General features: G+C 65.2%; 24 protein-coding genes and 1 riboswitch. Of the genes, 8 read left to right on the forward strand and 16 right to left on the reverse strand.

What is annotated here, in order from left to right:
• Positions 1–169: 169 nt before the first annotated feature.
• The 3 genes from thiS to JQ627_RS17255 all read right to left on the reverse strand — a co-directional run bounded on the left by thiS (position 170) and on the right by JQ627_RS17255 (position 2,196).
• Entirely contained in the window at positions 170–367 is a 198-nt protein-coding gene (thiS, locus tag JQ627_RS17245) for a sulfur carrier protein ThiS (RefSeq protein ID WP_212485352.1), read from the reverse strand.
• Positions 358–1,368, reverse strand: a complete 1,011-nt coding sequence (locus JQ627_RS17250; protein WP_212485353.1) for an FAD-dependent oxidoreductase — start codon at positions 1,366–1,368, stop codon at positions 358–360. The genes thiS and JQ627_RS17250 overlap by 10 nt, the downstream gene beginning before the upstream one ends.
• A riboswitch (TPP riboswitch) is annotated at positions 1,356–1,484 on the reverse strand. It overlaps the preceding gene by 13 nt.
• A 178-nt stretch (positions 1,485–1,662) precedes the next feature.
• Positions 1,663–2,196 (reverse strand): lytic transglycosylase domain-containing protein, encoded by a 534-nt coding sequence (locus tag JQ627_RS17255; RefSeq protein WP_212485354.1) that lies wholly within the window; start codon positions 2,194–2,196, stop codon positions 1,663–1,665.
• Between the two features lie 230 nt (positions 2,197–2,426).
• On the opposite strand from JQ627_RS17255, the gene JQ627_RS17260 reads away from it, so the two are divergent.
• Positions 2,427–2,627 (forward strand): hypothetical protein, encoded by a 201-nt coding sequence (locus JQ627_RS17260; protein ID WP_212485355.1) that lies wholly within the window; start codon positions 2,427–2,429, stop codon positions 2,625–2,627.
• A 108-nt stretch (positions 2,628–2,735) separates the two neighbouring features.
• Here the strand turns inward: JQ627_RS17260 and JQ627_RS17265 are convergent, their stop codons facing one another.
• Both JQ627_RS17265 and JQ627_RS17270 read right to left on the reverse strand, forming a co-directional pair.
• A complete protein-coding gene (locus tag JQ627_RS17265; RefSeq protein WP_212485356.1) occupies positions 2,736–4,064 on the reverse strand; it encodes an ATP-binding protein in 1,329 nt (442 codons plus the stop codon).
• 13 nt (positions 4,065–4,077) lie between these two features.
• Positions 4,078–4,842, reverse strand: a complete 765-nt coding sequence (locus JQ627_RS17270) for a response regulator (RefSeq protein ID WP_212485357.1) — start codon at positions 4,840–4,842, stop codon at positions 4,078–4,080.
• A 180-nt stretch (positions 4,843–5,022) separates the two neighbouring features.
• Here JQ627_RS17270 and JQ627_RS17275 point away from each other — a divergent pair, with 180 nt between their 5' ends.
• Both JQ627_RS17275 and JQ627_RS17280 read left to right on the forward strand, forming a co-directional pair.
• Entirely contained in the window at positions 5,023–5,562 is a 540-nt protein-coding gene (locus JQ627_RS17275) for a hypothetical protein (RefSeq protein WP_212485358.1), read from the forward strand.
• 226 nt (positions 5,563–5,788) lie between these two features.
• A complete protein-coding gene (locus JQ627_RS17280; protein ID WP_212485359.1) occupies positions 5,789–6,319 on the forward strand; it encodes a PRC-barrel domain-containing protein in 531 nt (176 codons plus the stop codon).
• Positions 6,320–6,482: 163 nt separating this feature from the next.
• Here the strand turns inward: JQ627_RS17280 and JQ627_RS17285 are convergent, their stop codons facing one another.
• From JQ627_RS17285 to JQ627_RS17320, 8 genes are all read right to left on the reverse strand, one after another.
• Entirely contained in the window at positions 6,483–7,691 is a 1,209-nt protein-coding gene (locus tag JQ627_RS17285) for an ABC transporter substrate-binding protein (protein ID WP_212485360.1), read from the reverse strand.
• Positions 7,692–7,947: 256 nt separating this feature from the next.
• Positions 7,948–8,778, reverse strand: a complete 831-nt coding sequence (locus tag JQ627_RS17290; protein ID WP_063981501.1) for an ABC transporter permease — start codon at positions 8,776–8,778, stop codon at positions 7,948–7,950.
• On the reverse strand, positions 8,775–10,037 hold the full coding sequence (locus tag JQ627_RS17295; RefSeq protein WP_212485361.1) for an ABC transporter permease: 1,263 nt from the start codon (positions 10,035–10,037) through the stop codon (positions 8,775–8,777). Before JQ627_RS17295 ends, JQ627_RS17290 begins: the two co-directional genes overlap by 4 nt.
• Positions 10,038–10,058: 21 nt before the next feature.
• On the reverse strand, positions 10,059–11,117 hold the full coding sequence (locus JQ627_RS17300) for an ABC transporter substrate-binding protein (RefSeq protein WP_212485362.1): 1,059 nt from the start codon (positions 11,115–11,117) through the stop codon (positions 10,059–10,061).
• Between the two features lie 56 nt (positions 11,118–11,173).
• Positions 11,174–12,325: an ABC transporter ATP-binding protein gene (locus tag JQ627_RS17305; RefSeq protein WP_212485363.1), complete on the reverse strand. Its 1,152-nt coding sequence runs from the start codon at positions 12,323–12,325 to the stop codon at positions 11,174–11,176.
• A 127-nt stretch (positions 12,326–12,452) separates the two neighbouring features.
• Complete coding sequence (locus tag JQ627_RS17310) at positions 12,453–14,021, reverse strand: DUF4403 family protein (protein ID WP_212485364.1); 1,569 nt, start codon at positions 14,019–14,021, stop codon at positions 12,453–12,455.
• Positions 14,022–14,149: 128 nt separating this feature from the next.
• On the reverse strand, positions 14,150–14,788 hold the full coding sequence (locus JQ627_RS17315; protein WP_212485365.1) for a DUF5074 domain-containing protein: 639 nt from the start codon (positions 14,786–14,788) through the stop codon (positions 14,150–14,152).
• A 28-nt stretch (positions 14,789–14,816) separates the two neighbouring features.
• On the reverse strand, positions 14,817–16,037 hold the full coding sequence (locus JQ627_RS17320; RefSeq protein ID WP_212485366.1) for a helix-turn-helix domain-containing protein: 1,221 nt from the start codon (positions 16,035–16,037) through the stop codon (positions 14,817–14,819).
• A 141-nt stretch (positions 16,038–16,178) separates the two neighbouring features.
• Between JQ627_RS17320 and JQ627_RS17325 the strand changes: the two genes are divergently transcribed.
• Together JQ627_RS17325 and JQ627_RS17330 are read left to right on the forward strand one after the other, a co-directional pair.
• On the forward strand, positions 16,179–16,970 hold the full coding sequence (locus JQ627_RS17325) for a thioredoxin family protein (RefSeq protein ID WP_212485367.1): 792 nt from the start codon (positions 16,179–16,181) through the stop codon (positions 16,968–16,970).
• On the forward strand, positions 16,963–17,262 hold the full coding sequence (locus JQ627_RS17330) for a hypothetical protein (protein WP_212485368.1): 300 nt from the start codon (positions 16,963–16,965) through the stop codon (positions 17,260–17,262). The genes JQ627_RS17325 and JQ627_RS17330 overlap by 8 nt, the downstream gene beginning before the upstream one ends.
• On the opposite strand, the gene JQ627_RS17335 is transcribed toward JQ627_RS17330, so the two are convergent.
• From JQ627_RS17335 to JQ627_RS17345, 3 genes are all read right to left on the reverse strand, one after another.
• On the reverse strand, positions 17,256–17,780 hold the full coding sequence (locus JQ627_RS17335; RefSeq protein ID WP_212485369.1) for a GNAT family N-acetyltransferase: 525 nt from the start codon (positions 17,778–17,780) through the stop codon (positions 17,256–17,258). The genes JQ627_RS17330 and JQ627_RS17335 overlap by 7 nt on opposite strands.
• A gap of 117 nt (positions 17,781–17,897) precedes the next feature.
• Positions 17,898–18,320 (reverse strand): cytochrome c family protein, encoded by a 423-nt coding sequence (locus tag JQ627_RS17340; protein ID WP_212485370.1) that lies wholly within the window; start codon positions 18,318–18,320, stop codon positions 17,898–17,900.
• A 110-nt stretch (positions 18,321–18,430) separates the two neighbouring features.
• Entirely contained in the window at positions 18,431–19,138 is a 708-nt protein-coding gene (locus JQ627_RS17345; protein ID WP_212485371.1) for a L,D-transpeptidase, read from the reverse strand.
• A 274-nt stretch (positions 19,139–19,412) separates the two neighbouring features.
• Between JQ627_RS17345 and JQ627_RS17350 the strand changes: the two genes are divergently transcribed.
• The 3 genes from JQ627_RS17350 to JQ627_RS17360 all read left to right on the forward strand — a co-directional run bounded on the left by JQ627_RS17350 (position 19,413) and on the right by JQ627_RS17360 (position 21,976).
• A complete protein-coding gene (locus JQ627_RS17350) occupies positions 19,413–20,465 on the forward strand; it encodes a glycosyltransferase family 1 protein (protein WP_212485372.1) in 1,053 nt (350 codons plus the stop codon).
• 35 nt (positions 20,466–20,500) lie between these two features.
• Positions 20,501–21,190, forward strand: a complete 690-nt coding sequence (locus tag JQ627_RS17355; RefSeq protein ID WP_212485373.1) for a class I SAM-dependent methyltransferase — start codon at positions 20,501–20,503, stop codon at positions 21,188–21,190.
• A 126-nt stretch (positions 21,191–21,316) separates the two neighbouring features.
• Positions 21,317–21,976: a hypothetical protein gene (locus tag JQ627_RS17360; RefSeq protein ID WP_014492925.1), complete on the forward strand. Its 660-nt coding sequence runs from the start codon at positions 21,317–21,319 to the stop codon at positions 21,974–21,976.
• The last annotated feature ends 189 nt before the right edge of the window (positions 21,977–22,165 follow it).

Raw genomic sequence — 22,165 nt, forward strand, 5'->3', positions numbered from 1 at the left:
CGGTGTTTCCTCGAATGACGGTGTCATCCCCGCGAAAGCGGGGATCCAGTACGCCACGGCGGCGCGGCTGGAAGCGAGAAGCCGCGGCGTACTGGATCGCCCGGTCAAGCCGGGCGATGACAGCGGAATGTGTGGCGCGCGCCGAGGCGACAAATGGACAGCCATCACCTCACCCTCCCTGCCGCGGCGTGATGATCTCGATCTCGTCGCCGGCCTTCAAGCTGGTCTCGGCCCAGCGGCTCTTCGGCACGACGTCGTAATTGAGCGCGATCGCAAAATGCGTGCCCTCGTAGTCGAGCTCGGTGAGCAGCGCGTCGACGCTGGCCGAGTTCACCTCGTGCTGCTCGCCATTCACGATCACGCGCATTGCATCACCTCATTGTCGATCTGGCCGCGCTCGACATAGCTGAGCGTCAGCTCGGCGAGCGCCGGCGCGATCAGGAAGCCGTGGCGGTAGAGGCCGTTGACGGCGATCCTCTCGCCACGAATGCCGATGCGTGGCAGATTGTCGGGGAAAGCCGGGCGCAGGCCCGAGCCGAATTCGATGATCCGCGCTTCGCCGAAGGCGGGATGGACCGCATAGGCCGCGCCGAGCAGCTCCAGCGCCGACCGCACGCTGACGCCGGTGTCCTCGGCCTCGATCGAGGTCGCGCCCAGCATGAACAGATTGTCCTCGCGCGGGATCACGTAGAGCGGCCAGCGCGGATGGATCAGCCGCACCGGGCGCGCGAGCTGTACCTCGCCGGTCTCGATCAGGATCATCTCGCCCTTGACGCCGCGAAGCTCCGGCTGCTCGTCGCGCGCGCCAAGGCCGCGGCAGTCGATCACGATGCCGTCGAGGTCTTTGGCGGAAACGTTGCTATCAAACTTGATCGTGCCGCCGGCGGCGCGGATGCGCTCGTGCAGCTTCGGCAGCACGCGGCGCGGCTCGACATGGCCTTCGGTCGGGAAGAACAGCGCGTCGCGGAAGCGGCCCTCCAGCGACGGTTCGAGCTCGGCAAGGCTGGTCGCATCGAGCCGGCGGTGGCCTTCGGTCATCCGCGCAAAACGCTCGAAATCGTTGCGCTCGCGCGGATGGGCGACGACGAGCGAGCCGTTGAACGGTGTATCCGGCAGCTCGCGCCGCCAGATGTCCAGGGAGCGCTGGCCGAGCCGGGAGATGATGGGTTCGGCGACCTCCGCCTCGCACCAGGGCGCGAGCATCCCGCCGGCCCAATGGCTGGTGGAATCGGTCATCGCCGCGTCACCGCGCTCGTGTAGCGTCACGGAGTGGCCGGCCTGCGCGAACAACAGCGCCTGCCAGGCACCTGCGATGCCTGCGCCGATAATGGATACCGGGGAATCCGGTCGCTTGGTGGTCTGCAACATCCCTGTCCCTTCGCCGGCATGACCCGGATCAGGTTCAAAGGGTCACCGCGGTCCTGGGCCTTCTGACCCATTTAGCGGTATCTCAGCTCCTCCTCGGAGCACCCCTCGGAACGGCTCTAATGTATGCCAGCGGGACGAGGTGGTCAACGCGCTTTGCGGGAACCCCTCGTGCCCGGACGCAGCGCATCACGCAATGGTGCGCTGCTGAGCCGGGGCCCAGCTTCGCGCGTGGTTGGAATGGGTCCCGGCTCTGCGCAGCAACGCTTCGCGTCGCAGGCGTCCGGGACACGAGAGCTATCTCGGCGCCTGCGCCCGCGCGTTGCGGACACGCTGGGCCAGCTTCTTATGCGGCGTCGTCCCGAACATCGGCTGCGGATTGCCGTTGGGCTCGAGCCAGGTGTCGCCCATATTGGCGACCTGCACGGCCTCCTGCCGCTGCCGCTTTGCAACGTAGTAATAGCCGCCCGCGAAATAACGCACGGCTCGGGCGTGGTCGCCATTGGCGGCGCGATAGGCGCCGGCGAGGTATTTGACGGCGTAGGTAAGGTTGGTGTTGGGATCGCGCAGGCCTGCGGCGTCGCCGGTGTAGCCGACCCCGCGGGCGGTCGCGAGCTTGATCTGCATCAGGCCGATGGTGCCGCCATGGCCGACGAGGCCGGGCTGATAGCGGCTCTCGCGCATGATGACGCGATGCACCAGCGCTTCCGGCACGCCGTTGGCACGCGCATGCATCGCGACCATCTCGGCGTATTCGGCTTCGCCCGCGAATGCGGCCTGCGGCAATATCAGCCCGGTCGCAGCGAGCACGGCAATGCGCAAAATTTTCATTGAATTATTCCTCGGCAGAACAGACCTGCACCCGTGCGCGTTAGGCCGTGGGAACACGGCGATGATGTGGCGAAACGCCGCCAACGGCGATTTTCGCGCGGCCGTCGTTTTTACGACTTAAACCTAGGTTAAGCTTGGAGCTGGCGAGGTGACTTACGCGACAGCAGGTCTGTCCGTTCGTGCGCTCGCCCAAAAATCGCTATTCAAAACCAGCATTCGGGAGGACGTCCATGACCCGAGAAAACATCGGCGACATCCCCAAGCAGAACCCGTGTGCACAATGCGGGACACCGATCCCGTTCCCAGACTGGATCGAGCCGGGCGAAGGGCGCGTTTCCTATCTCTGGAACTGCCACGCCTGTGGCTACCGCTTCGAGGCGGTGGCGATCTTCGATGAGCACGCGATCGAGCATCCGCCGCTCGCCGCCTGAGGCGTGCCCTTAGGGCATGATCTCCGCGCAAACGCGTTCCGCGTTTGTCGCGAGGGAAAACCGCTGCACGCTTTGCGCTGACGCTGCCCTTCGGGTCCGGATCATGCCTTAGGCTGCCAGCCGCGGTTGCTGCCACACCGGCAATTGCATCCGCACGATCAACCCGTGCGGCTCGCGGTCGTGCAAGGACAGCTCGCCGCCATGGGCGAGCGCGATCGCGCGCGCGATCGACAGGCCGAGCCCGAAGCCGGTGGAATCGTCCATGGTGCGCGCGTCGTCGCCGCGCACGAACGGTTCCAGCATCTCCTGCTTGCGCGCATCCGAGATGCCGGGGCCGTCGTCCTCGACGTCGATGACGAGCTTGGTGCCTGATACGTCGAGGCGGATCGTCACTTCGGCGCCGAAGCGCACGGCGTTCTCGACGAGGTTGGTGACGCCCCGATGCAGATCGTCGGGCCGCGCGGCGGCAGTCGCCGAAGCGGGGCCGTCATAGTGCACGACATGCCCCATGTCCCCGAACTGGTCGGCGATGAGCTGCAGCGTGCTCGCGATGTCGACCAGCGTCACCGCCTCGATCTTGCGGTCATTGCGCAGCAGCGACAGCACGGACTCCAGCATCGAGCGCATCTGGTCGAGATCGATCAGCATGCGCTTGCGGTTGCCCTCGTCCTCGATGAACTCGGCACGCAGGCGCAGGCGGGTGATCGGGGTGCGCAGATCGTGGCTGATCGCCGCCAGCATCCGGGTGCGATCCGACATCAGCCGCGCGATCCGCTCATGCATGCGGTTGAGCGCGCGTGCGACCGAGCGGATCTCCTCCGGGCCGCGCTCGGGCAGCGGATCGGCCGCGCCGTCGAGACTGAAATTCTCGGCGGCCTTGGCAAACGAGGACAGCGGCGCGGCGAGCGCATAGGCCGCCCACAGGCCGAGCATGGTGACGCTGATCAGCGCGAACAGCAGCGTGATCATCCAGGGGCCGCCCCAGAACCGCGGCGGATACGGGCCCTGCTCGACGCGGCCTGCGATCATGGTGCCGTCGGGGAGCTGGACCGCGACGCGGTGCATGCCGAAATCCGGCGGCAGCGCGAGCACCTTGTACTGATGGCCGAGATGCCGGCGCACGTTGCGCAGATGCGGGCTGTCGCTGTCCTCGGCGACGGAAACGGTCCCCGGCGCGAGGAGCTCGATGCCGGCCTTCGGAAACGCACGCACGATATTGGCGAGGATGCGCGGCCGCTCGCTCGCATCCGTGCCGTTGAGCAGCAGCGCCGCATCCGCGAGCTGATGGGCGCTGTCGGGCGGCGGCTCGGCACGGTCCGGCCGGCTGACCAGGAAGCTGACGGTGAGGATCAGATGCAGGGCGACGATCGACGCCACCACCAGCGCGGCGATCTGTCCGCCGATGCTCTTGAGGTGGAAGAAACGGAACGGCGTCATGACGGCCGCTCCACTAACTGCCAAGCGTCGCCGCGACCGCTTCGTTGCCCGCTGCTTCGGTCCCAGCCGCTTCAGTTCTGGGCGTGAACAGATAGCCGCCGGAGCGCACCGTCTTGATGATGGTGGGATCGGCCGGATTGGGCTCGATCTTGCGGCGGATGCGGCTGACCAGCACGTCGATGGAGCGCTCGAACGAGCCGGTATTGCGTCCTTGCGTGAGGTCGAGCAGGCTGTCGCGCGACAGCACGCGGCCGGGCCGCTCGCAGAACGTCCGCAACAGATCGAACTCGGCGCTGGTCACCGCGACGCGCGCGCCCGCCGGATTGCGCAATTCGCGCAGGCGCAGATCGATGCGCCAGCCCTCGAAGGCGAGCGTGGAGGCGCCCTCGATCGAGCTCGCCGCCTGAGCTGCGGCCTGGCGGCGCAGCACCGCGTTGATGCGGGCGAGCAGCTCGCGCGGGTTGAAGGGCTTTGGCAGATAGTCGTCCGCGCCCATCTCGAGGCCGACGATGCGGTCGACGTCCTCGCCGCGCGCGGTCAGCATGATGATCGGCGTCTGCGCCTCCGAGCGTACCTTGCGGCACAGGCTCAAGCCGTCTTCGCCGGGCAGCATGACGTCGAGGATGATGAGGTCGACCCTGTGATCGGCCATGGCACGCGACATCTCGCGGCCATCGCTGACGGCGGTGACGTTGCAGGCGTTGTTGCGCAGGTACTTCGCAATCAACGTCCGGGTTTCGCGGTCGTCCTCGACGACCAGGATGTTGGGAATGGCCATGCGCTTTGTTTGTCCAAGATTCGGGCCAAATGGCGAAGATTTTTGTTTCGGATTGTTTCTGCTCGCCCGGACGCAACACGCGGCAATACCTGGGCAGGGAAGCAGCAAGGTCTCGTTAAGGCCGTTAACCATACCGTGGCGGTGTCGCTTACGAAACCCCGCAAAAACCACGGAGCCATCATGACCTCGATTTCGGCGGCCTCCACCGGTAACTACCAGTCGCCCTTGCAGCGGCTTCAGCAGGAATTGCAATCGGAAGTTTCCGCCGGCACGATCTCCTCGTCGGACCAGTCGGCGATCTCGACGGCGCTGACCGACATCGACACCGCCCTGCAGTCGAGCCGATCCAGCGATCGGTCGAGCGGCACGCGTCCCTCCAAGGACGAGATGCAGTCGAAGATCGACGACCTCATTTCCAACGAGGTGTCGAACGGGACGCTGACCTCGGACCAGGCCGACGAGCTGAAGAACGTGTTCCAGTCCGCCTTCGCCAACGGTCCCGGCGGTGCGGGCGGACCGCCGCCCGACGACAGCTCTTCGGCTTCGTCCTCGACGGACTCGACCAGCAGCACGTCGACCGACTCGACCACGGCGGAAATTCTTCAGCAATTCCTCCAGGCGCTCCAGCAGTCGCAATCATCGAGCTCGTCCTACGGCGCCAACGGCAGCTCATCCGGCAGCTCCGATTTCTCCGCACTTCTGATCGACATCAAGAGCTGACCTGAGCGACGCGGGTCGGCGCGTTCCTCGCCGCGGTCATGCTTCACCCAGGGCGCATGATCGTCGGCGGGGAACCGTGCGCTGCAAAATGTTCCTGAGTGACGCAGGAACAATCGCGGGTGACTTTCGCACTCGCGCATCGCGCGACGAAATTGCCCCACGCAAGGAACTGCGAGTGGTCAACGCTGTTTTCTCCACACAAGTTTTCTGCTGAAGGAGGAGAACAATGTTGATGAAATCGATCGCCGCCGGCCTTGCCGGCACCGCACTGCTTGCAACCGTTGCGTTCGCGCAAAACCCGACCGCCACCACCGACAAGGCGGCGCCGGCGGCCACCACCACCACCGCCACGACGACGACGACCGCGTCGGGCGAGTGGCGCGCCTCCAAGATGTCGGGCCTGAAGATCTACAACGACGCCAACGAGAACATTGGCTCGATTAACGACCTGCTGATGGACAAGAGCGGTAACGTCAAGATCGCCGTGATCGGCGTCGGCGGCTTCCTCGGCATGGGCGAGCATCTGGTCGCCGTCCCCTACGAGAAGCTGAAGTTCGTCAACGAGGCCGTGGCCTATACCGGCACGGGCGCGAAGCCTGCGGCGACCACGACCACCGGCGCTGCGACCGGCACCGAGAAGACCACGACGACGACTACGACCGCCTCGTCCACGTCGAAATGGTATCCGGACCACGCCGTGTTCAACGCCAGCAAGGACGAGCTGAAGAACATGCCCGAGTTCAAGTACTCGGAGTAATGCGGCCCTGAACGCCTAGCGAAGTGCGCCCGGTTTCCACCGGGCGCGCTGTCGTGTCTCTTCTGTCATTGCGAGAAGCGAAGCGACGAAGCAATCCAGGGCTATCTCCGCGGATGCATTTCTGGATTGCTTCGCTGCGCTCGCAATGACGAAGAAACCAACCTCACTTCACCAGCGGGCAGCCGCCCTTGTCGAGCGGACGGAAGGCTTCGTCGCCGGGGACGGTGGCGATCAGCTTGTAGAGGTCCCACTCGCCCTTGGACTCCTCCGGCTTCTTCACCTCGAACAGATACATGTCGTGCACCATGCGGCCGTCGATGCGGATCTTGCCGTTCTTGGCGAAGAAGTCGTTGACCGGCGTTTTGCGCATCTGCTCCATCACCTTCGGCGCCTCGTCGGTCTTGATGGCCTCGATCGCCTTCAGATAATGCATGGTCGCCGAGTAGAGGCCGGCCTGGATCATGGTCGGCATATGCCCGACCTTCTCGTTGAAGCGCTTCGAGAAGGCGCGCGTCTCCTCGTTCATGTCCCAGTAGAACGCGTCGGTGACGATCAGGCCTTGGGTGGCCTTGATGCCGAGCGAATGCGTGTCGGTGATCTCCTGCAAGAGCGCGATCATCTTCTGGCCGCCTTGCGTCAGGCCGAACTCGGCCGCCTGCTTCAGCGCGTTGGTGGTGTCGCCGCCGGCATTCGCCAGCGCAACGACCTTGGCCTTGGAGGCCTGGGCCTGGAGCAGGAAGGACGAGAAGTCCGAGGAGTTGAGGGGATGGCGGACCTCGCCGAGCACCTTGCCGCCGCTCTCCTTGACCACGTTGGCGGCGTCGCGCTGCAGCGCCATGCCGAAGGCGTAGTCGGCGGTGACGAAGAACCAGCTGTCCTCGCCGCGCTTCACCATGGCCTTGCCGGCGACGTTCGACAGCGCATAGGTGTCGTAGGTCCAGTGCACCGTATTGGGCGAGCAGGCGACGCCGGTGATGTCGGACGAGCCGCCGCCGGAATTGATGTTGATCTTGTTCTTCTCGCGGGTCAGCGCCGAGATCGGCAATGCCACCGAGGACGTCGGCACGTCGAAGATCGCGTCGACCTTGTCGTTGTCGTACCAGTTGCGGGCGATGTTGACGCCGACATCGGGCTTGTTCTGGTGATCGGCGGCGACGACCTGCACGGACTTGCCGGCAACCTTGGCACCGTAATCGGCGACCGCCATCTCGACGGCCGCGAGCGAGCCCTTGCCGGTCGCGTCCGCATAGAGGCTCGACATGTCCGTGAGCACGCCGATCTTGACGACATCGTCGGAGATCTGGGCCTGCGCGGCGCCGGACGTGGCGGCCAGCGCAAAACCAGCCGCGACCGCGGCGATGAGTTTTTGCATGTTGGTTTCTCCCTGTGTGTTGTTGTTTGGGCGTTGTTGCAGGGAAGGTTCTAGCGACAATCGGTCGCGGCGGCAAAGCCCGGGATGTATGAGGTGGGGTGAGAAATAAGTAGGGGGTGCCTCCGTCATTCCGGGGCACGCCCCTTGGGCGCGAGCTTTGATGCGCAGTTGCGCATCAGAAAATCCATTCATTCACTGCGGCTCGATGGATTCCGGGCTCGCGCTACGCGGGCCCCGGAATGACAGCGGGGGCCGGTCAGGCGCTGCTGCCCTTGAGCCGTTCGTTGCGCCGGCGCAAGCCTTCCAGGGTGGCGAGGAGGATGACCGATACCGTCGTCAAGATCACCGCCGCTGCCGTGATGGTCGGGCTGATGTTCTCGCGGATGCCGCTGAACATCTCGCGCGGCAGGGTGCGCTGCTCCGGACCCGCCATGAACAGCACGATCACCACCTCGTCGAAGCTGGTCGCGAAGGCGAACAGCGCACCCGACGCAAGGCCGGGCAGGATCAGCGGCAGGATCACGCGGCGGAACGCATAAAGCGGCGAGGCGCCTAGCGAGGCGGCGGCGCGTGCCAGATTGGTGTCGAAGCTTTGCAGCGTCGCGCCGACCGTGATCACCACAAAGGGCGTCGCCAGCGCGGTGTGGGCCAGGATCAAGCCGAGATAACTGCCGGTCAGTCCGATCGGCGCGAAGAAGAAATACAGGCCGACCGCGGTGATGACGCCGGGCACGACGACCGGCGACAGCACGAAAGCCAGCACAAGCGGTTTGAACCGGCTCTTCCACTGCGCCAGCCCCAGCGCGGCCAGCGTGCCAAGCACCATGGACAGCAGGGTCGAGGCGACGCCGATGATCATGCTGTTCTTCAGTGAATTCATCCAGCGCGGCGAATTGATGAAGTCGTCGTACCAGCGCAAGGAGAGGCCCGGTAGCGGATAGGTGAGGTACGAGCCCGAGCTGAAGGACAGCGGCATGATCGCAAGGATCGGCGCGATCAGGAAGATGAACACCAGCGTGGAGATGACGATGGTCGCGGTCCACGCGATGCGCTGGCTGGGCGTGCGGAGGGAGGAATGATCGCTCAATTCTTCATTCCTCCCGTGACCTGTTGTCCCTGCACCAGCTTGCCGTAGACGAGAGCGAGCAGAACAGTGGCCAGCAGCAGCACCGCACCCAGCGCCGAAGCAAGGCCCCAATTGGCCGTCTCGGTCGTGTAGAGCGCGATGAAGTAGCTGATCATCTGATCGGCGGCGCCGCCGACGAGTGCCGGTGTGATGTAGTAGCCAAGCGCCAGGATGAAGACGAGCAGGCTTCCCGCGCCGATGCCGGGCAGGGTCTGAGGCAGGTAGATCCGCAGGAAGGCAGTGACCGGTGGCGCACCGAGCGATGCGGCGGCACGCATGTAAGCAGGCGAGATCGCCTTCATGCCGCTGTACAGCGGCAGGATCATGAACGGCAGGAGAACGTGGGTCATGGCCACGCAGACGCCGAAGCGGTTGTAGATCAGGCGCAGCGGCTCGTCGATGATGCCAAGCCAGTGCAGGCTATCGTTCACGACGCCTTTGCTCTGCAGCAAGACGATCCAGGCGCAGGTGCGGACCAAAAGCGACGTCCAGAAGGGCAGCAGGACGAAGATCATCAGCAGGTTCGACCGGCCGGGCGGCAGCGTCGCCAGCAGGTACGCGACCGGGAAGCCGAGGATCAGGCACAGTGCCGTGACGCTGAGGCTGATGAGGAAGGTGCGGGCGAAGACGTCGCGATAGATGGCCTGATCCGGCGAGGCCGCCACGATCGCACCATCCACGTTCCGCGTCAGGTCGAGCGCCGCCAGAAGGTAGAAGCCGGTCATTGGGCCACTGGCGTCCTTGATCGTCGTCCAGGTGGTGCGTTCGCGCCAGGCCGGATTGATCTTGCCCAGTGTCTCCCTGGCGGTGCCGGGCTCCGGCTGCGCCTTCAGATTGCGTGAAGTGCTGGTCAGGATCGTACGAAAACCGTTCAGGGCGTAGTTGAGCCGCTTGGCCGCGATGGCGATGGTGCCGGTAGCGCGCGCCGCCAGGATGTCGCTTGCCAGCGCTGCAAAGGCCTTTTCGTCCGGCAGGTCCCTGCCGTCCCAATTGGCGAGAGCCGCGATGGTTTGAGGCAGAACCTGACGCACCTCGCGGTCATCGACCGCGCGCCACAGCATGCCGGCGATCGGGCCTGCAAAGGTGAAGAGCAGAAACAGCAGAAGCGGCAGCACTAGCGCCAATGCCTTGACCTGGCGGGTCCGCTCTGCACGCCTCAATCGGCGCTTGAGCGGCACCTCGGTCGACGCATTGGCGCCGGTCAGGAGCGCGTCTGTCATCGGGCGAGCCTGGCGGGCGCGCTATTTCGCAGCCCATTTGTTGAAGCGCTCGGTCAGGCGGTCGATGTTCTCGAGCCAGAAGCCAACATTGATCTCGACCGCGTTCTTGATGTTGTCAGGCGCTGTCGGCAGGTCCTTCAGAACGGCGGGCTGCAGCCGGGCGGCTGCGTCCTTGTTCGAGGTGCCATAGGCAATGTTCTCCGACAGTTTTGACTGGTTCTCCGCCTTGCCTGCGAAGTCGAGGAACTTGTAGGCGGCGTCCTTGTTCGGGCTGCCCTTCAGGATGACCCAGCTGTCGAGGGTGAAGAGCGCCCCGTCCCACACCATGCCAAAGTTTTTCTTCTCGTTCTTGTTCGCGGTGTCGATGCGGCCATTGTAGACCGAGGTCATCGCCACCTCGCCGGAGGCGAGCAATTGCGGCGGCTGGGCGCCGGCCTTCCACCAGACGATGTCGCCCTTGATGGTGTCCAGCTTCTTGAACGCGCGCTCGACGCCCTCATCGGTCGCCAGCACCTTGTAGACGTCCTTCGGTGCGACGCCGTCCGCCATGAGGGCGATCTCCAGCGTGGTCTTCGGGCCCTGCCGCAAGGCGCGCTTGCCCGGAATCTTCTTGGTATCGAAGAAGTCGGCCCAGCCGTTGGGGGCCTCCTTCAGCTTGTCCTTGTCGTAGCCGAGCACAAAGTCATAGAGGATGGCACCGACGCCGCAGGGATTGACCGACGGCGGTATATAGGCGGCTTCGCCGCCAATTTTGGAATAATCCATCTTCTCGAACAGGCCTTCCTCGCAGCCGACCGCGAGTTCGTCGCTCTCGACCTGGACGACGTCCCAGGTGGCGGCACCACCCTGCACCTTGGCGCGCAACACGCCGACGCCGCCGTCCCAGGACTCATCGTTCATCGCAACACCAGCTGCCTTCTTGAACGGCTCGAAATAGACCTTCTTCTGGGCATCCTGATAGGCGCCGCCCCACGACACGACGGTGAGGTCACGCGCCTGCGCGACCGTGGCCAGCGCAGCGCTGACGCTGAACGCCGCGGCGAACCCCAGAGCAATCTTGCCAGTATTGAGCTTCGGCATGGTCCCTGTTCCTTCTTCATGTGCGTTGCGTTGAGGTTGATCGATGCCGGTCCGGATCAGACGGGATCGAGGGCCAGGCAGTCCTCGGGGCGGAAGGTGATGAACACGTTTTCGCCAGGTCTCAGGCTGTCATGTCTCAGGCTGTCATGTCTTGGGCTGTCATGTCTCAATCCGTCATGCGCCCCCGGCTGAAGCTTGACCATGAACTCCCCGTTGCCGGCGACATCGAGCACGGCCAGCGCGTGGTCGCCGAGATAGATGGTGTTCTGCACCTTGGCCGGCAGTCGGTTCGGTCCCTCGCCGGTGCCGTCCGGGACGATGGCGATCCGTTCCGGCCGCACCGACAGGGAGGTCGATGCGCCCGCACCTGATACATTGACCGCCCGTGCGGTCACGGCACCGCCACCGGCCAGCGCGACGCGGCAATAGTCCTTCTCGACCGTCTCGACGGTGCCGGCCAGCACGTTGTTCTCACCGATGAAGTGAGCGACGAAGCTGTTCACCGGATGCTCATACAGCGCGTCGGGCCTGTCGATCTGCTGGACGATGCCGTCGTTGAACACGGCGATGCGGTCCGACATGGTGAGCGCTTCGCTCTGATCGTGGGTGACGTAGACGACGGTGATGCCCATCGTCTCGTGCAGCTGCTTGATTTCCATTTGCATCTGCTCCCGCAGGCGCTTGTCGAGGGCGCCAAGGGGCTCGTCCATCAGCACGAGTTGCGGATTGAAAACCAGCGCGCGGGCCAGCGCCACGCGCTGCTGCTGACCGCCGGACAGCTGCCCGGGCCGCCGGTGCGCCAGGGTTTCCATCTTGATCATGCGCAACGCCGCGCTGACGCGCTCCTGCGCCTCGGCCTTGTTCGTCTTGCGAACCGAAAGCGGGAAGGCGATGTTCTCCGCGATCGTCAGGTGCGGAAACAAGGCATAGTTCTGGAACACCATGCCGATGTCGCGCTTATGGGGCGGCACGTTCTTGATCGGCCGTTCCGCGAGGTAGATCTCGCCATGGGTTGGAACCTCGAAGCCGGCCAGCATCATCAGCGTGGTCGTCTTGCCCGAGCCGGACGGGCCGAGCAGGGTGATGAACTCGCCCTTCCTGATTTCGAGATCGAGGTTCTTCACCACGAGGTGCTCGCCATCGTAGGTCTTCTGAATGCCGGAAAAGCGCACCAGCGCCGGCGCAGGCGTGACCATGCCGGCTTCCATGTTGTCCTCGCGTTATCAGCACCAGTGTCGTCAGGACCTCGTCCGAGGTTGCGAAGACTAGCTTAGCATCCTCCGACGAGAATGCCAGCGGTGCAAGCGACGCGCGCGCCCGGTCAGCGAAAGCGGGCTACATCCCCGACAGCTTCGTCACATACACGTTCAGCGAGCCGCCGGCTTCGGCGACGATGCGCAGCGTCTTGGAATCGAAGGCGATGTCGGCGAGGGTCAGGCTGTCGATCTTGGCGTCGACCTTGAGGCCGTCCTCGCTCTTCTGGTAGTCGGCGATCGCGGCCGCGATCTTCTCGCGCGCATTGGCGGCGATCGGCTTCAGGTCGAGCGTCGCATTCTGCACCAGTGCCTGCTGCATCTGCGGCACTACCGCGCGTGCGGCCGCGCCGAGCAGGCCGAAGGCGGCCTCGGACTCCACCGCGAGCTGGATGTCGGCGAGCCGCAGCGTCTGCTGCGTCTGGTCGAGCATCGGCCGGCCCCAGATGTGCACAGTCGCTTCCGCGCCGAGACCGAGCCAGCTCTTCTTCTCCTTGGCACGCACCAGCAGCGAGATCAGGAGACGATCGCCCGACGGCACCACGTTGACGCTTTTCACGGTGACGTCGACCGGACCGGAGCCGTCCTCGGGATAGGTGTGGCCGACCATCTGTGCCGCGATCAGCTTGTTGATCTCGGTGAAGGGTACGTCGATCGGAACGCCGATGTTCACGCCGGTGCCGGTCGGCGGCACGATCGAGATCTTGTCGGGGAAGGGACAGTCCGGCTTGGTCGACGTCGAGGTCACGCGCGTCTCGAGCTCGAGGCCGAGCAGCAGTGTCACGTTCTGCGCGTCGACGCGCGGCTGCGCAGCGATGGCACGGGTCGGTTTCATCTCGAGCCAGAGCGGCGGCAGCGCGGCCGAGGAGCCTGAGCCCTGCAGCGGGATCGAGCGGCAGGCCTTGGCCCATTGCAGCTTCGCATTCTCGCGCAGCGACGGATCGTTGCGGATGCGCTCGGAGACGATGTTGATCTGCTCGCCGACATTCTTGTCGATCAGCGGCTTCACCTGCGCCGGCACGTTGACCTTGGCGCCGGAGACGTTGAGGTTGGTGTCGCCGAGATTGACCTGGGCGCCGAGATTTGGCTCGAGATGCCAATTGGCCGCGAGCTTCGGGCGCGAGGTGACGACCACGTTGCCCTTGATCTCGGCGCTGGCGTTCAAATTCTTGATGTTGACCGCGCCGATCCGTTTCGCTGCGTCACCGCCGAGCACGCTGCCGAGCGCGTCGCCGAGTGCGCCGGTGGCTTTCGACGACAGCGAGCCCGTCACGTTCAGCTTGCCGCTGAGCGGCGTCGAGATCGTCAGCACGTCCTTGTCGCCGGCAGCCGCCATCGGCCCGCGCACGGCGGACCAGCCGATGTCGGCATTCTCCAGGATCTGTGAGATTGGATTATCGGCCTTGCCGGCGAAATTGCGCGGCGCGGCCTTCTCGGCCTGTTCGCGGATCGCCGATAGTGCGATCGCAACCGGCGCCACCACGATCGAGCTCTTCGCGACCGGCGGCAGCGGCGCCAATTGCGCGACCGGCGGCGCAATCGTCACCGCGCGCGGCGACAGCCAGTCCATCGCCTTCAGGCTGATGAAAAACGACGCCGCGAGTACCGCCACGGCGATCAGGACAGTCTTCAAGTTCAACGTCAGTCGCATCAATCCCCCAAGGCCCGAAGTCTACAGGGCAGGCGAGGGGGGCGCTAGAGCGCACCGGTGGGGTGGAATTGGGGCGAACGGGTTAACGGCTGCGAACGCGCCGTCGCCGCGTACCCGTCATCGCGCACCTAGCTGCGCCTCGGACGGCGAACCGCTCTCACATTGCCGCGATCGCCGCCGCCGCAGAAGAAGCGGTCGCCGCCATCGGACTCCAACCCTGAAACCATCGTCCCGGCGGGCAGGTCGAGCTGCTCGAGCACTTTTCCGGTTTCGGGATCGATCCGCCGCAAATCGCTTTCCTCGCCCTCCCAGGTGCCATGCCAGAGCTCGCCGTCGACCCAGGTGACGCCGGTTACGAAGCGCTTGCTTTCGATGGTGCGGAGGACCTTTCCCGTTTCCGGATCGACCTGATGGATCTTGCGCTCGCGATATTGACCGACCCACAGCGAGCCCTCCGCCCAGGCCAGTCCGGAATCGCCACCGCCGCCCGGGGCCGGAATCGTGCTGACCACTTTGCCGGTGGCGGCGTCGATCTTCTGGATGCGATCCTCGGCGATCTGGAACAGGTGCCGGCCGTCGAACGCCGTCCCGGCATGCGCGGCGATATCGATGGAGCGAGCGATCTTGCCGTTGGCCGGATCGACCGCATTCAGCTTGTCGCCGGATGCGAACCAGACATGGGTGCCGTCATAGGTGACGCCATGCACGGCCTCGACACCCGCAAAAGGTCCGTATTCCCTGACGATCTCGGCGGCTGAACGCTTCATGTGCTTGATCCCTGTGATGTGATCCAACCTACGCCTTCAGGAGCGGTCCGGGGAGTAACAAGCCTGTCGGGAAACCAGGGACGGGCGGGGTCACCCAGCGCCGTGCCCGGCCGTGTCCGAAGGATTGCACCTTGTTCGATCGCGCCAGCTCGTCGAGGGCCCGCTGCACCGTGCGTGCGCTCGTCCCCAGCGCCAGCGCGAGCGCCGAGCTCGACCACGGCTCGCCGTCGGAGAGGAAGGCGAGCACCGCGGCGTGCCTTTCCTCGACGGGACGTGCCAGCACGATGACGTCCTGCGTCTTCCGCGGCGCCAGCACAAAGCCCAGCTTCGTCGCGCTGACATCGGCCAGCGGCTTGAGCTGGGTGCGGAGCCGCCCGATCTCGACGCGCAACCGCGCGCGATGCGATTCATCGGTGTGCTTCGCCCGGAACGCACCTGATATCAGAGCCTCTCGCGAGACGTCCGCGGGCCATGCCTGCGCCAGGAGACGGGCGAGCGCAAACAGCACCGGCCGTGTTCCGAGCGATACGATGCGACCTTGCCTGCGCACGGAATGATGGAACGTGTCCACGACGAGCGCGGTCGAGGTCGCCAGTCTCTCGACCTCCCCCAGCAACAACGGGTGTTCGCCGCCGCGCGCGATCAGGCGCGCCGCCGGCGTGTCGAGGATGAGGTTCGCGCTGTCGACCTCGGCCACGAGCGCCGGGATCTTCGCCTGTCGAGCCGCCCTGGCCGCGCGGTTGAGCGCCGCCCGCGCGTCTTTCGTCCTGAGCCGCCTGATGGCGATGCCGGCGACCACGAGCTCGCGGACGACCTGGGAGGCAGACGGAAGCGGGGAGGGGCTTAGCTCGGCCAGTGTGCGCTCGGCTTCGTCGAGCTGCCCGAGGAGGAGGAGGCGGCGTGCCTCGATGTGGCCCGCATGGGCGGCATTGGCGAGATCACCGTGCTGTTCGAGTGTCGCGCGCGCCGCCGCGAGCGTTTTCACCGGCCAGCTCAGGTCGCGCGAGACGAGCGCGATCTCTGCTTCGGCGACCACGCATCTTGCGCGCGCCACCGCCTCGCGTGCACCGAACGCACGCGCGGCGCTGCGTAGCAGCGTCTTCGCCTTCGCGAAATCGCCGAGCTGTGCCATTGCGATGCCGCGCAGCGCCAGCGACGGTGCATCGTTGCGCAGCGCAACGCGGTTCAGCGCGCCGAGCGGATCGCCCGCCTCTAACGCGCGCGCGGCGGCCGTGATCAGCGACTCCATGGCAATCCCGCCACACTTGTTACTCCCACCGCGCAACCGTCCGGTGCCAGAAATCGTTGACGACCGACAATGTGCGGCGAGGGGCGAGCGGCTCCGCAAGATGCGGAGTGATCGCCCAGGCAAGAGGTTTGGAGAGCCATCATGACATCAGTTGAAAAAGCAGGAACCAACGGACAGACCGCCATGCAAACACCGCCGGTGGTGTCGCCGCAGGACTGGGAGGCCGCCCGTCAGCAACTGCTCGTGAAGGAAAAGGCGCATACCCGTGCCCGCGACGCCCTCGCCGCCGAGCGCCGGCGCATGCCGTGGATGGAAGTTGCCAAAACCTATGCGTTCGAGGGGCCCGGCGGCAAGATCAGTCTGGTCGATCTGTTCCAGGGCCGGCGGCAGCTGATCGTCTACCGCGCCTTCTTCGAGCCGGGCGTGTTCGGCTGGCCCGATCATGCCTGCCGCGGCTGCTCCATGGTGGCTGACCAGGTCGCTCACGTCTCGCACCTGAACGCCCGCGACACCACGCTGGTGTTCGCCTCGCGCGCGCCGCAGGCCGACATCATCGGGCTGACGCAGCGGATGGGCTGGACCATGCCGTGGGTCACCGTCACCGACAGTTTTGACGCCGATTTCGGCGTCGACGAATGGCACGGCACGAACGTGTTCTACCGCGACGGGGAGCGCATCTTCCGCACCTATTTCGTCAAGAGCCGCGGCGACGAGCAGATGGGCGGCACCTGGAACTATCTCGACATCACGCCGCTCGGCCGTCAGGAGGTCTGGGAGGATTCGCCGAAGGGCTATCCGCAGACGCCGACCTACAAATGGTGGAACTGGCACGACAGCTACTCGGACGGCGCCGCGCCTGACAGGAAATGGGTCGAGATCTCGGACGCCGGCGAGAAGGCGTTTCGCGAGGAGGCCGCGGAAGGACGTGACTAGTCCCGTCAGCGCCACGGCCGGCGCCAGCCGCGACGGCGCAACGGCCGCGCGCCACCTCGCCAGATGGCTTGGGTTAGCGGCCACGCCGACCTTCGCGATCATGGCCCTGCTGACGGCCATGATCGGCGGAGGCCCGGCGGACATGCTGTGTGCCGCCGGGCAGGGCTCTCTGCTCGGCGGGATGGTGCCGATGTATCTGCTGATGAGCGCGTTTCATTCGGCGGCGTGGCTCAGGTTGGTCTCGGGGCGACAGGGCGCCATCCGGCGAGATACGGAAGGCGCCGGTCACTGACCGCTGTCGTTGAGGAACAACGCCATCAGGACCTCGTCGTAGTATCGGTCAGCGTGCTTCAGTGCTTTCACCTCGCGGCCGTATTCGACAAAGCCGGCTGTGGTGTAGAGGCGGATGGCGGCGGTGTTCTCGCTGACGACGGCCAGCTGAAGCTGCTCGACTTGCCCTGTGGCATGTGCGACGACCGCGTCGACAAGGCGCCGCGCCGCGCCGGATTTTCGCGCATGGGGTCTCACGTACATGCCCCAGAGAAGAGCCTTGTGCTCGGTCTTTGCGCCGTCCTGCCGATGGAATCCGGCAACGCCGACAAGCTCCTCCGCCATGAAGGCGCCGAAGACGTCAGACGCTGCAAGGCGCGCCTCGAACCAGGTGAGGGGCTTTTCCTGCTCGCGCGCGAACGTGCTGCCAAAAGCTTCGGGATGCGCTGCGAGTGCTTCGAGCCTGATCGCGCGGTAGAGAGCGGCGTCGATGGGTTTCAGCAGTCTGATCGCGTGGCTGGCGGCGGGAGAGGTCGTCATGTCTGGTCGATGTCCATCAGGGAGCGGCGCGCAACGCGGCTCAGGATAAGACCACGCTGGCCACAGCGGTGCAACTGTCGGTTGCCACCATCGAGCGACCGATCGCCGATCGGCCTGCTATTGCCCGCCAGCCGCCTGCAGATAAGCAATCACCTTGGCCGCGTCCTCGGCGGAGACACCGCCATAGGGCTGCATCTTGTTGCCGGATACGACCTCATCCGGCTTGACCATGAAGCGGGTCAGCTTGTCCTGATCCCAGACGAAGCCGGCGTCCTTCATCGACGGAGAGTAGTTGTAGTTAGGCAGCGAACCGGCCTTGCGTCCGACGATCCTGTTGAGATTGGGACCCAGACGATTGTCGCCGTCCTTCACCGAGTGGCAGGTGCGACAGGAATTGTTGAAGGCCTGTTGAGCCGCCTCGTCGCTCGCCGGCTGCTGGGCGTGCGAGGAGGGCGCAGCAGCCAGGAGCAGCGTCAATGCTGCGGCACCTGCGATCGAGCGCAGCCATGCACTTGGCGACATTTGCAGGCGTGATCGCATCTGCGCCTCCGAAGAGCGCTTCTCCAAACGGGGCCGCCCGGAGAGCATGATGCCAACGAAAACGGCCCCGGTGGGTTCCGGGGCCGTTTGCGTCACAATGTCCTGTCGCGTTAGCGCGTCGCGGCGCCGAGGTCCGCGCGGCGTTCCGTCATCGGCAGCACGATCACCTTGGTGCCGACGTTGACGCGGGAGTAGAGGTCGGTGACGTCGTCGTTGGTCAGGCGGATGCAGCCGGACGAGACGTGCTTGCCGATCGTGTCGGGCGCGTTGGTGCCGTGGATGCGGTAGATGGTGCCGCCGAGATACATGGCGCGCGCGCCGAGGGGGTTGCCGGGGCCGCCGGCCATGTGGCGCGGCAGATAGGGCTGGCGGGCGATCATTTCCGGCGGCGGGGTCCAATCCGGCCACTCGGCCTTCCTGCTCACCGACTGGATGCCGGACCAGGTGAAGCCGTCGCGGCCGACGCCGATGCCGTAGCGAACGGCCTGGCCGTTGCCGAGCACGTAATAGAGATAGGTGTTGGGCGTATCGATGATGATGGTGCCCGGCGCTTCACGCGTCGCGTAGGAGACGGTCTGGCGGCGGAAGCGGGCCGGCATCTCGACCACGTCCTGATCCTCGGACGGCGCGGCCCGGTAAGGCGTCGCCTGATAGGGCTGGTAAGGCTGCGGCGCGGCCATCGGCGGCAGCGGCTGGAAGAAGGGGAAGAACTGCGCGGGCGCAGCTTTGGCCGGACCGGAAAATGCGAGTGCGGAAATTGCCACGGCGCTGAGCGCAACGGCGCGTGAATACGTCTTGAACGTGTCCAGATTGATCATTGATCGCCCCTGTTTGATCGGTGTTTCTTGACCACCGCGGCACCGTTTCGGTGCTCCGTTGCCTAAATCACTAACGACGAAACGTTTCGGGAGCTTTGCGCGGAAAACCGAAAACGGTTTCATGGCGGAAAGGATTGTTTCATGACGGTTTCGTGGCTGCGCGGACCCGTTAACGAACAAAACAGCGGGCCGACACTTCTGTGACGTCACACGCCTGAAATATCCGTGGTTGATGGTCCTAAGCCGAGAATCATCAAACTCTCGGGATTTCCCCATGCGGGTATTAATCGCGACTGACGCCTGGCATCCGCAGGTTAACGGTGTGGTCCGGACGCTGACCTCGCTGGCGAATGCGGCCAAGGCCCTCGATGTCGAGATCGACTTCCTGACGCCGGACGGCTTTCGGTCCTGGCCGCTGCCGACCTATCCGGGCCTGCGCATCGCGCTGCCGAGCGGTAAGGAGATAGCGCGGCGGATCGAGAAGGCGGCGCCGGAAGCGCTGCACATCGCGACCGAGGGGCCGATCGGCTGGGCCGCGCGCGCCTATTGCCGCCGCAACCGCCTCGCCTTCACCACGTCCTACACCACGCGCTTTCCCGAATACGTCTCGGTGCGGACCGGCATTCCTGATGCCGTCGGCTACGCCGTGCTGCGCCACTTCCACGACGCCGCCGCCATGACCATGGTGGCGACGCCTTCGCTGCGGCAGGAGCTCTCCGAGCGCGGCTTCAAGCGGCTCGGCTTCTGGACGCGCGGTGTCAACACCGAGCTGTTCCATCCCGACGCTCCGGCCAAGCTCGATTTGCCGGGCCCGATCTTCATGACGATGGGCCGCGTGGCAGTCGAAAAGAATCTCGAAGCGTTTCTCTCGCTCGACCTGCCCGGCACCAAGGTCGTCGTCGGCGACGGTCCGCAGAAGGCGGCGCTCGAAAAGAAATATCCGGACGCCGTCTTCCTCGGCGAGAAGAAGGGCGCGGATCTCACCGCGCATCTTGCGGCGGCGGATGTCTTCGTATTCCCCAGCCTGACCGACACATTCGGTGTGGTGCAGCTCGAGGCGCTCGCCTGCGGCACGCCGGTTGCGGCATTTCCGGTCACGGGTCCCAAGGACGTCATCGCCGATCATCCGATCGGCGCGATCGACCATGATCTGCGTACCGCGTGCCTGCGCGCGCTCACCATGTCGCGCGAGACCTGCCGCAACTTCGCGCTGGAGCGCTCCTGGGAAAACAGTGCGCGCCAATTCGTCGGAAACCTCACCTCACTTCAGCCCAGCCGCATCCTGCGCGCCTCGCCGGTCATGGCGCGGCGGCCGGTGCGCGGCTGATCTGCAACGTTTGACCCACAGCGAGAACCTCATCGATGGCTAAGATCATGAACCTTGACGGCACCCAGCAGCTTGACCTCACGCGTGGCACGGTCGAGCAGGCCTATGACCGCTGGGCGCCCGTCTACGATCTCGTGTTCGGCGGCGTGTTCGCCAAGGGCCGGCAGGCCGCGATTTCGGCCACCAACAAGATCGGGGGCCGCGTGCTCGAGGTCGGCGTCGGCACCGGCATCTCGCTGCCGCTCTACGCGCCGCATCTGCGCATCTTCGGCACCGACATTTCGGAAGCGATGCTCGACAAGGCGCGCCAGCGGGTCACCGAAGGCAAGCTGAAGAACGTCGAGGGCCTCGCGGTGATGGACGCCGAGAAGCTCGAATTCCCCGACAATTCCTTCGACGTCGTGATGGCGCAATATGTCGTCACCGCCGTGCCGAACCCGGAGAAGGCGCTCGACGAATTCGCCCGCGTGCTGCGTCCGGGCGGCGAACTGATCATCCTGACCCGCGTCAGCGCCGACACCGGCATGCGCCGCTTCATCGAGCAGAGGCTCCAGCCGGTGGTGCGCCCGCTCGGCTTCCGTACCGCCGAGTTCGCCTGGTCGCGTTATACGAAGTGGCTGGCTGGCGCACATGGCATCGAGCTCGCCGAACGCCGCCTGATTCCGCCGCTCGGCCATTTCTCGCTGGTGCGCTTCCGCAAGGTCGACGTCGCCAAGGCGGCGTGAACTGCGACTTCGCGTTCGCGTGCGTCATCGCGCCGCTGCACATCGTCACATGACAAAATGATGATGTCACATGGCGTACATCGAATCCCTGTAAATCCTGAACCCGAAAGCATTTTGGGGGAGAGCATGATCAAGAATTATCTCGAGCAGCTGCGGATCCAGCGCTGGGACGACCATCGCTACTATCACCACAGCCGCATCAATCAGAGCCTGCACTTCGTCAGCGCGCTGAGCTTTCTCTTCGCCTATGTCTGGCTGTTCGTCGATCCCATGATCTCCGCACTGGTCGGCTGGCTGGTCTCGATGACCTCGCGCCAGGCCGGTCACTTCTTCTTCGAGCCGCACGATTACGACCACATCAACCAGGCGACCCACGAGTACAAGGAAGACATCAAGGTCGGTTACAACCTTCAGCGCAAAGTGGTGCTGATGGCGATCTGGGCGCTGTCGCCGCTGGTGCTGGTTGTCGATCCGACGCTGTTCGGCCTGTTTACGCCCTGGGCGAGCGCGACCGATTTCATGCGGCAGGTCGCCAAGATCTGGCTGGTGATCGGCGGCGGCGGTCTGTTGTTCCGTACCGTGCACCTGTTCTTCATCCGCGACGTCGAGACCGGCCTGGTCTGGATGACCAAGATCCTGACCGATCCCTTCCACGACCTGATGCTCTATCGCAGCGCGCCGCTCGCCCTGATGCGCGGCGAGCTGATGGACCCCGGCCTGCACCTCAACCCCGAACACACGCTGGGCCTCATCTCCGAGCCCACGCTCGAAGAGCAGCACGCCTGAGCGCGCCGCGCAGATCCAACACTCCGATGTCTGATGGTTACGTCATGCCCGGCCTCGTGCCGGGCATCCACGTCTTGGGGGCTTCTTCTTCGCCTCTCCCCGCGTGCGGGGAGAGGCCGACGCGCGTAGCGCGGCGGGTGAGGGGGAGTCTCCGCGGGGGCGTTGCTCGCGAGGTGTCCGCCAACTCTC

It is taken from the genome of Bradyrhizobium liaoningense (assembly GCF_018130785.1).
Taxonomy (GTDB): Bacteria; Pseudomonadota; Alphaproteobacteria; order Rhizobiales; family Xanthobacteraceae; genus Bradyrhizobium; species Bradyrhizobium liaoningense_A.

Bases quoted from the DNA above. Each gene is read 5' to 3' on its own strand.
- JQ627_RS17250 (WP_212485353.1), bottom strand. From the start codon at position 1,368: ATGTTGCAGACCACCAAGCGACCGGATTCCCCGGTATCCATTATCGGC.
- JQ627_RS17310 (WP_212485364.1), bottom strand. From the start codon at position 14,021: ATGCGACTGACGTTGAACTTGAAGACTGTCCTGATCGCCGTGGCGGTA.
- JQ627_RS17345 (WP_212485371.1), bottom strand. From the start codon at position 19,138: ATGATCAATCTGGACACGTTCAAGACGTATTCACGCGCCGTTGCGCTC.
- JQ627_RS17295 (WP_212485361.1), bottom strand. From the start codon at position 10,037: ATGACAGACGCGCTCCTGACCGGCGCCAATGCGTCGACCGAGGTGCCG.
- JQ627_RS17320 (WP_212485366.1), bottom strand. From the start codon at position 16,037: ATGGAGTCGCTGATCACGGCCGCCGCGCGCGCGTTAGAGGCGGGCGAT.
- JQ627_RS17360 (WP_014492925.1), top strand. From the start codon at position 21,317: ATGATCAAGAATTATCTCGAGCAGCTGCGGATCCAGCGCTGGGACGAC.
- thiS (WP_212485352.1), bottom strand. From the start codon at position 367: ATGCGCGTGATCGTGAATGGCGAGCAGCACGAGGTGAACTCGGCCAGC.
- JQ627_RS17275 (WP_212485358.1), top strand. From the start codon at position 5,023: ATGACCTCGATTTCGGCGGCCTCCACCGGTAACTACCAGTCGCCCTTG.
- JQ627_RS17255 (WP_212485354.1), bottom strand. From the start codon at position 2,196: ATGAAAATTTTGCGCATTGCCGTGCTCGCTGCGACCGGGCTGATATTG.
- JQ627_RS17265 (WP_212485356.1), bottom strand. From the start codon at position 4,064: ATGACGCCGTTCCGTTTCTTCCACCTCAAGAGCATCGGCGGACAGATC.
- JQ627_RS17315 (WP_212485365.1), bottom strand. From the start codon at position 14,788: ATGAAGCGTTCAGCCGCCGAGATCGTCAGGGAATACGGACCTTTTGCG.
- JQ627_RS17325 (WP_212485367.1), top strand. From the start codon at position 16,179: ATGACATCAGTTGAAAAAGCAGGAACCAACGGACAGACCGCCATGCAA.
- JQ627_RS17340 (WP_212485370.1), bottom strand. From the start codon at position 18,320: ATGCGATCACGCCTGCAAATGTCGCCAAGTGCATGGCTGCGCTCGATC.
- JQ627_RS17280 (WP_212485359.1), top strand. From the start codon at position 5,789: ATGTTGATGAAATCGATCGCCGCCGGCCTTGCCGGCACCGCACTGCTT.
- JQ627_RS17270 (WP_212485357.1), bottom strand. From the start codon at position 4,842: ATGGCCATTCCCAACATCCTGGTCGTCGAGGACGACCGCGAAACCCGG.
- JQ627_RS17285 (WP_212485360.1), bottom strand. From the start codon at position 7,691: ATGCAAAAACTCATCGCCGCGGTCGCGGCTGGTTTTGCGCTGGCCGCC.
- JQ627_RS17335 (WP_212485369.1), bottom strand. From the start codon at position 17,780: ATGACGACCTCTCCCGCCGCCAGCCACGCGATCAGACTGCTGAAACCC.
- JQ627_RS17355 (WP_212485373.1), top strand. From the start codon at position 20,501: ATGGCTAAGATCATGAACCTTGACGGCACCCAGCAGCTTGACCTCACG.
- JQ627_RS17350 (WP_212485372.1), top strand. From the start codon at position 19,413: ATGCGGGTATTAATCGCGACTGACGCCTGGCATCCGCAGGTTAACGGT.
- JQ627_RS17260 (WP_212485355.1), top strand. From the start codon at position 2,427: ATGACCCGAGAAAACATCGGCGACATCCCCAAGCAGAACCCGTGTGCA.
- JQ627_RS17305 (WP_212485363.1), bottom strand. From the start codon at position 12,325: ATGGAAGCCGGCATGGTCACGCCTGCGCCGGCGCTGGTGCGCTTTTCC.
- JQ627_RS17300 (WP_212485362.1), bottom strand. From the start codon at position 11,117: ATGCCGAAGCTCAATACTGGCAAGATTGCTCTGGGGTTCGCCGCGGCG.